This window comes from Paenibacillus sp. USDA918EY (assembly GCF_009870825.1).
GTDB lineage: Bacteria > Bacillota > Bacilli > Paenibacillales > Paenibacillaceae > Paenibacillus_AQ > Paenibacillus_AQ albilobatus.
On the sequence record NZ_WTWY01000033.1, the window covers coordinates 1 to 7,941 of the forward strand.

General features: G+C 48.5%; 7 protein-coding genes. All 7 read left to right on the forward strand.

The window, feature by feature from the left end; genetic code table 11:
- Window positions 1-156 precede the first annotated feature (156 nt).
- The 7 genes from GQY55_RS30370 to GQY55_RS30395 all read left to right on the forward strand — a co-directional run bounded on the left by GQY55_RS30370 (window position 157) and on the right by GQY55_RS30395 (window position 7,677).
- Entirely contained in the window at window positions 157-678 is a 522-nt protein-coding gene (locus GQY55_RS30370; RefSeq protein WP_160045659.1) for a hypothetical protein, read from the forward strand.
- Window positions 679-683: 5 nt separating this feature from the next.
- Window positions 684-851: a hypothetical protein gene (locus GQY55_RS30375; protein ID WP_160045660.1), complete on the forward strand. Its 168-nt coding sequence runs from the start codon at window positions 684-686 to the stop codon at window positions 849-851.
- 108 nt (window positions 852-959) lie between these two features.
- On the forward strand, window positions 960-3,857 hold the full coding sequence (locus GQY55_RS30380; protein ID WP_160045661.1) for a phage tail tape measure protein: 2,898 nt from the start codon (window positions 960-962) through the stop codon (window positions 3,855-3,857).
- A 312-nt stretch (window positions 3,858-4,169) separates the two neighbouring features.
- Window positions 4,170-4,367: a hypothetical protein gene (locus tag GQY55_RS31705; RefSeq protein WP_236575975.1), complete on the forward strand. Its 198-nt coding sequence runs from the start codon at window positions 4,170-4,172 to the stop codon at window positions 4,365-4,367.
- A gap of 325 nt (window positions 4,368-4,692) precedes the next feature.
- Window positions 4,693-5,298: a hypothetical protein gene (locus GQY55_RS30385; protein ID WP_160045662.1), complete on the forward strand. Its 606-nt coding sequence runs from the start codon at window positions 4,693-4,695 to the stop codon at window positions 5,296-5,298.
- On the forward strand, window positions 5,243-5,839 hold the full coding sequence (locus GQY55_RS30390) for a replication-relaxation family protein (protein WP_160045663.1): 597 nt from the start codon (window positions 5,243-5,245) through the stop codon (window positions 5,837-5,839). The genes GQY55_RS30385 and GQY55_RS30390 overlap by 56 nt, the downstream gene beginning before the upstream one ends.
- 617 nt (window positions 5,840-6,456) lie before the next feature.
- On the forward strand, window positions 6,457-7,677 hold the full coding sequence (locus tag GQY55_RS30395) for a replication protein (protein ID WP_160045664.1): 1,221 nt from the start codon (window positions 6,457-6,459) through the stop codon (window positions 7,675-7,677).
- Window positions 7,678-7,941: the final 264 nt, after the last annotated feature.

Sequence of the window (7,941 nt, forward strand, 5' to 3'; positions counted from 1 at the left end):
GACCCCGAAATCCCGCTAGATTTTAATTTTAAAAATCACTTTCCCTTTCGGATGCGGGTCGTCTGAAAGGGAACTTTTCAATTTTTCGCTTCGAATAATGTATGAAATATTCAAAACAGCCAGACCAACGCAAAAGGGAAAGTGAGGTGATGAGAAATGGGAAATCAAAAAGCGAAAGTGGAGAGCCAGCAGGATCGAGAGGTAATCACCTCAGAATTGGCTGCGATCGTGGGGAAAACTCCCCAATGGATACGTCAATTGACCCGGGACGGCGTTCTGAAACAGGTAGGGAGGGGGAAATACCTGCTGGCCGAATCTGTCCAAGCATACTGTGAGCACATATCAGGGGGCAAAGAGGAAGACAAGAAGCCTCGGCTCATTGATTACAAAACCGAGCATGAGAAGGCAAAGGCTGAAAAGGCTGCGCTTGAGCTCGAGCAGATGAAGGGGAATCTCCATGCCGCTGCGGACGTGGAAATCCTGCTGTCGGACCTGATCCTGACGACAAAATCCCGTCTACTGGCCGTCCCAAACCGGATCGCTACGGAATGTGAAAACGAGCCGGCTAATGTCGTTGAGGCTGTTGTTCGGCGAGAGATCGAGAGCGCGCTGTCATCTTTGGCCAAATACTCCCCAATGGAGAGTAATGCGCCAAATCAATCAAATATGGAAGGATGAAAAACATGACATTAGAAGAGCTCCAAAGCAAATATCCGGATCTATACAACCAAGTAATAGAAGAGGTTAAGCAGGCTGAGCGCGAACGCGTCATCGCCCTAAATAAATTTGCTAAGTCTCCAGGTGCAGCCGGCATTGTGGCACAAGCAATTATAGACGGGCCGAACGGTTGAGGAAGTCGCTGTTGAGGTGCTCAATGCGTCAATGACGCGTTTTCGAAACCAAGGTGGAACACCCCAATGAAATCATTAATCAAAATTGGCACAAAGGAGGTTTAAACCATGCCCAAAAAGTTTGAAATGACATTCGAGCTTAATGGCGATATAGACCCCCGACTCTTAAGGACGTTCGACACGCTCTCCCATGAGGTAACGGCGCTCAAGACGGATTTTAACAGCCTCCGGCGCACGCGGGGGTTGGATAAAGTAACGGCTGACGCAGAAGATGCGACCGAAGCCTTTCATGATCTGCGCGAGCAGACACGGGAGTTCAAAGAGGTGTTCGATAAGACGCTTCAATTCACCGGCGCCCATAAGATCATTACGACGGTCGGGGACATGTTTTCGAACATGATTGGCGAGGTCGGCGCCCTTGATGACTCTGTACACCAAATGGGCGCGGCGACCGGGGCAACCGCGCAGGAAATGGCCCAGTTTAAAGACATCATTCAAGAAATTTATAATGGCAATTACGGCGAAGGTTTCCGCGACATTGCCGATTCGCTTGTAAACGTCAAACAGGTGACCGGACTGACCGGCGATGCTCTTGAGGAAGCCACCAAAAAAGCGATTATCCTGCGGGATACTTTCGGTTACGACATAAACGAATCTGTCCGGACTGTGGACGCCCTGATGCGAAACATGGGCCTTACCGCCGACCAGGCATTTAACCTGATCGCACAGGGTACGCAGCGCGGCCTGAATCGGTATGACGATTTTCTCGATACGATCAATGAATATTCCGTCCATTTCAAAGATGCCGGATACAACGCCGAGCAGATGTTCAGCATCCTTGAATCCGGAAGCAAGAGCGGGACCTGGAATTTGGACAAAATGGGGGACCTCCTCAAAGAGTTCAATATCCGGATCCGGAGTGGCGACGACAATATATATGACACCATGGCCGCCTTGTTTGCTCCCGAAGGGATCGAGAATTTTATTGATGCGCTCAAAAAAGGCGGAGCCAAGGTCAAGGAATTCCAGGTACTCGCAAAGCGTGTCGGCAAAGATACGGCCAAGGAAATGATCAAGGACCTGAATGGTACAGCCAAAAAGTCTCAGAAAGCAGCCGAAGCTATCATGGAGACAATGAGTGATAGCGGAAGGATTTTCGAAGGGCTTGCCAACGGATCGATGCAGGCGAAAGATGCTCTGAACGAGATCATCGGGAAGCTGGATAAGATTGATGATATAAATTATCGGAACCAGCTATCCGTAGATTTGTTCGGCACGCAGTATGAGGACCTGAAAGGCGCTGCGGTCGATGCTCTTAAGGACGTCAACGGGGAATACGACAAAACGCTCGACACCATGCAGCAAATTGAGGGGGTCAAATACAGCAGCCTCACCAAGGATATCCAAAAGGTCGGCCGGGAGCTGATGACAAACGTCGTCATCCCGATCGGAGAAGATTTAATGCCCATGTTGCAGGATTTGAGCCATTGGGCGTCCGATAATAAGGATCTGGTCAAGACGCTGGCCCTTGGCGTTCCGGCTGCTATGCTAACAAAAAACGCCGTATCCATGTCCAAGGATTTTGCGAAGGTTGGGAAATCGTTATTTGACACGACCAACGGGGTAAGCAAGTTCGGTCGGGCGCTCACGTTTATGACGAATCCTGTGGGGATCGCCGTCGGCGCTCTCGGGGTGATCACGACCGGGGTTATTGCCTATAAAAAGCACCAGGAAGAGGCTCGGCAGGCGCTTCTGAACATGGGAGAATCGCTCGATGAGGCGTATTCCAGTTACAGCGCGATCGATGAGCAAAGTCGGAAAACCAGGGAGTTAATTAAAGAATATGATCGTCTAAGTGATAAGATCAAGGATTCAACGACACCGGCAGAAGAGCTGGCTGAGGCCCGGCGGAAACAAAAGAATGTTGAGCAAGAACTGATTGATATGAATCCGGACATTTTAAGTGCTGAAGATGCCAGGACAGGGAGATTCCGTGAACAAGCGGGTTATGCTCAGCAGATCAGGGATGCACAGAAAGAGCTTAACAAGCTCGATCTGGAGAAAACCATTTTCGACGGGATGACTAAACTTCCCGAATTGGAAGAGAACCTCGGTAAACTTCGTGAGGCTGTTCCAGAACTTGAAGGGAAAAAAGATCAGGCTCGGAAAGATCAGGCTGCCTACCAAGAATTTAATGCACGCTTGCAATCCATTAATCAAAACCGCTCCTTGTCCTTATCTGAACGGAATGAGCAGCGAACAGCACTATTTGACGATGTACAGAAATATAGGAATGGCAATGATGATTTGAGGAATCGGGACGCTGATCTGGCAAACATGGCGAAGGAAATGCAAGACGTGTATCGGAGCAATCTTGAAAATCTACGGACCAGCAACGAAGAACTCGGAAAGGCCGAAAAGAGTTACCAAACCCTTTATGATCAGGCTAAACACTATATCGAAATACAGTCTGGGCTAGAAGGCACTTTTGAAGAGCAAGCAAAGCAATATAAAAACATGTCTGCAGAACAGAAAAAGCGATTCGACGAGGAAATCCAGAAGGTTATCGAATTGAACGATAATTTGGACATGCTTCCTAAAAACATGAAGATTGATCTTGATGTCATTTATCGGGAAATCGGAAAACCGCAAACAGTGATAAAATATCCAACTGGTTCACCAATGAAAAATTATGCTGAATTCGCTGACGGTGGTCATGTAACAAGTCCTACAATGGCTTTGATTGGTGAGGGCGGAGATGATGAGTTCGTCATCCCAGTTAATAACTCGAGGCGTTCGCGTGGACTGTACGCAGCTGCGGGCGAGGCGCTGGGATTGAGTCCAGGGGGAACATGGGCGCCGGTGTTTACTACAAATATTACGATTCAAGGAAATGCTGATGCTAAAGTTGTTAAGGCTGTCGTGAATGATGCTCAGAAGGAATGGGAAAATCATTTGAGGGCTTACGAGCGTACGCAGCAGCGAAGAAGTCTTAGTAAGTGGTAATTCAGAATGCGCCGTCGAGTTCACACCGCCGGCGCATTATTTTTTTATTTCTGTCCATAATCCGGACAAAAATCCGAACTTGAATTCGTGTTTGCAGTATTTAACGAGCTCGACGGTCCAAATCTTGCCATGTGGCAAGGTATCTTGTGGTTTCCGTCTTCGGTTGCGACGTCGCAACTCCAAGAACAGCCTGGAACATGATAAAAGCATTTGACCAGTTTGGAAATTCGTCGACATCGACCAATTTTCAAATACGACGACGTCGTCGCTTTTAGAAACAAGCAAAATCTTTGAACTCCTATCACTACCCGAATGATTCAGGCTTACGAGCAGTTTGGTAATCGTACGACGTCGTACGATTTGCCGACAGGAAAGATATTCGAAATGCTCTCACTCCCCGAATCCATTGACCGCAAAGATTTCATTGAACAGAAACACACCGTCCCATCAACTGGCGAAAGCAAAGAACAAGGTTCCCATCAAAATGATGCCTACCCGAAAATTTCGTAGAACCTGACACTGTCCAAGATGCTCTACCCCCAAAAGTCATCCTTCGAAACATCCTTACCGGTTAATTGCTTGGCCGCCATTAAAAGCAACACCATTGTGCTCCTACGCACCTTATACTCCGGATCTCCGCACACCCCCGAAACTGTTTCCCGGCTCAGCCCCGAAATCTTAACAATCTCCTCTTGTTTTATCCGATGCTTATCCAGGAATGCCCCGTAAGGGGACCTTCGCTTACCTAACCCCATCCGTAGCCACCTCCCGTTTTCTATCAGCATGGACAACTCTATCAAAATTAATACGCGAATCTTTTGTAAAAACCGTAATTTTGGACAAACGTTTCCGCAGCCTGGAATGCGTCAAGGGCTTCGCCACGGAGCTCGGCGAGGTTCTGAAGGTGGCTACGGAGATCGAAACGGAGATGAAGCGCCGATATAGCATCATGGCTGCGAACGGGTCGCAGTCATGGGCCGGGGATAAGGCGGTGCTTGTAGTCGATGAACTCGCGGATTTCAAGGTACGCCCTGGGGATCCGGATCGAGTCATAAAGGCTGCGATCAAGACGAAACTTACGAACTTAAGTGCAAAAGGGCGCGCGGCCGGCGTCATCCTTGTACTGGCGACGCAGCGGCCGAGCGCGGACGTCGTTGACGGCCTCATAAAGACGAATATCGCCGCATCCATTTGCTTTCGCACGCGCGATGATACGCAGAGCCGCATCGTGCTGGACCATAACGGGGCAGCAGATTTACCGGACATTCCCGGACGCCTGATATTCCAGACAGCGCATGACGAGACGCTGCAGGCGCCGTTCCTGACTGCTGAGGATGCCAAGAAGATTATTGCCGGTTTACCACAACGCGAGGAGGTCATTCGTTATGAATCTCACACAGATCAAGCTGAACCGTTGGACGGAAATTCTCTCGAGCTTTGACAGTTTCGGCTTTCTGACTACGTCCCAGGTTCAGCGCCTGCACAATCTCGGCGGAGTCCGGAATGCACTCCGGATCCTGACCGACATGAAAGAGTACCTCCATAGTTACCGCGAGGGCGAAACTGTCTGGTATCTCAACGCGGCCGGACGGAGAACGATCGGCAGCGAGACGATCCGCAAGCGAAACCAGGCGACCCGGCACATCATCATGCGGAATGAAGTCTATATCGCCAGGCGGCCGGAACTATGGCGGCCAGAGTACGCGGTTAAATGGGATGGTAAAGAGATCGTCTGTGATGCGCTGTTTCGAACTGGAAAGGAGTATACGTTCGTTGAGGTTGATTTGACGCAGACAATGGCGGCTAATGAGAGAAAGATCACGGCATACAAGGAGCTGCGCGATTCTGGACGGTGGCAGGCGCGGTATGGGAATTTCCCAACTGTGCTGTTCGTGACCACTTCAGAGTACAGAAAGGGACGAATAAACGATATGAGCGGTGATTTGAAAATGGAAGTGATGACATTTGATGACTTGAAATGAATGGTGAGAATCGGAATTGATTCCGAATTTTAGCCCTTTATAAATTGAATTAACGATGTTAATTATGTGGCCGAGAATGTGATGAAGTATTTACTGCATTAAATAGTTTGAGTTCTCATCGATCAAGAGGGAATAAATACGACACTTTGCATTAATTCAACAACCCCGATCAAAGAGGATTACAAACACTCCAATGAGGCCTATTATTACATGAACAATGTGGATTGCACATGGAGGTTTATTACCTAGATGTGGACAAAAGAGTGGCTCTAACTTAAACAGTATCTAACAGGCTTTGCCTGTTACGTGTGGATTAGGCGTTCCACGCTTCTTATCCTGCCTTACGAATCTGCCCTCAAATCCTTGCGGATTTCGGTCCGATTCGACCGGCCTTCGGTCGCTGCGCAGCGCGCGCAACGGTATCTCTTTGGCCAAACCGAAGGGAGGAAGCAGATACTTAGCTGGAAAAACCTCAAATTGCTGTTTGGTCAGCCTCACTGATCCTTGCATTGGGTTACCAGGATGCTTGCTCCTGAAGATCGTCAATCTTGCCTTGGATCAGCTTGACGGCATTATCGATTTGCTTCAAACATCATCCTGAACGTTGGTGAGGGGATATGGCAAACCCGCAACTTGAGGATGGATTCACACGGGTCGCGCATCGAATCTTAGAGGAGATTGCAACACGGAAATTAAATGCCACCCAGTTCCGAATCATCATGATCATCTGGCGCTACACGTATGGATTCCAGCGGAAGGATCATGACTTTGCACTCAAGTTCCTGCAGCAAATGACACAGCTCCCGGAGAGCACCATCAAGCGTGAAACGTCCGCTTTAATCAAAGCAAAGGTGCTGGTGGTGACTCAAAGGGAGACGAGCAACACGCCTCGGAAACTGGCATTCAACAAAAATTATGATGAATGGGACATCCCGAAAAGTGGTGATTTTGTGAGCGACGAACATGACCTGTTTTCACTTGGTGGGGGTTCAGATTTGATCCCCCCTCAAGAAGGGGAAGGGGGTATCAGATTTGATCCCCCCGAGGTATCAGATTTGAACCCTCAAGATGGAGTTTTGGGGTATCAGATCCGAACCCCATATAAAGATATATATCTTTTAAAGATATTTATTAAAGATAATATATCGATGTTTGAACAATTCTACGAAATCTATCCTCGCAAGATAGCAAAAGCCTATGCGAAGAAGGTATGGGAAAAGCTGTGCAAGGATAAAACATTCGATCCAGTTATCGTCATTCAAAATACAGCGAATTTCGCTGAGACTCATAAGCTGCTTAAAACGGACAAAAAGCACATCCCGCATCCTTCCACCTATTTAAACCAAAAACGGTATGAGGATTACGAGGTGGTAGATCCGGAAGGATTGCTCCAAGTAGCAGAGACTGGTTCAAAGGGGGGCGGCAGCGCGCTGGACCGATTGCTTAGAAAGGAGATGGAGGAACGTGGATCGCACAGGCGTGATATTACTGATGAAGTACATCGCGGGGGCTTACCGGAGCTTCCACCCGGCGTCGAAAGAATGGGACTGAAAGGCAGCGAATTGTCCATCTATCTGTATCTATTTCACGGCATGAATCATGATGGACTTGCTGAAGCAAGTTATTCTGATATATCGAAAGATTTAGGCGTAAGTCGTCGAACCGCCATTAAATCCATTCAAAAACTTGAGGAGAGGGGCTTGATCCAGAAATATATTGGGACCGAGAAGAATGGTTCAAGGCTCACAAACCTGTACATGCTTTATCAGCCTGAACTGGGAAGTAACGATGAAGATGACTCCGCCGTCCACGGGGTCACTATTTACGACGATCGGTAAAAATGATGGCTCGTTGCCGTAAAGCAGTTAGCTCATTGCAAAGGGGTTTCCAAGTTGGGAATACCTTCGTCGGGAAGCGAAAATCAGCAGTTTTATAATGAGCCCACCACCAGACGAACAGAAACGGCCCTTACAGGCGTTTTCGCTCAAAGACTAGTAAATGTATGCAACGGAGAATAAAAGAGCTGAGAGAGCCGGAATTTTCGTCCTCACGGGTCCTTCTGGCGGTCGAGGTTGCATGCGGGTGCGGACGACCCCGAAATC

Excerpts from the sequence above, each read along its gene's own strand:
- GQY55_RS30370 (WP_160045659.1), top strand. The coding sequence starts at position 157 with ATGGGAAATCAAAAAGCGAAAGTGGAGAGCCAGCAGGATCGAGAGGTA.
- GQY55_RS30375 (WP_160045660.1), top strand. The coding sequence starts at position 684 with ATGACATTAGAAGAGCTCCAAAGCAAATATCCGGATCTATACAACCAA.
- GQY55_RS30380 (WP_160045661.1), top strand. The coding sequence starts at position 960 with ATGCCCAAAAAGTTTGAAATGACATTCGAGCTTAATGGCGATATAGAC.
- GQY55_RS31705 (WP_236575975.1), top strand. The coding sequence starts at position 4,170 with ATGATTCAGGCTTACGAGCAGTTTGGTAATCGTACGACGTCGTACGAT.
- GQY55_RS30390 (WP_160045663.1), top strand. The coding sequence starts at position 5,243 with ATGAATCTCACACAGATCAAGCTGAACCGTTGGACGGAAATTCTCTCG.
- GQY55_RS30395 (WP_160045664.1), top strand. The coding sequence starts at position 6,457 with ATGGCAAACCCGCAACTTGAGGATGGATTCACACGGGTCGCGCATCGA.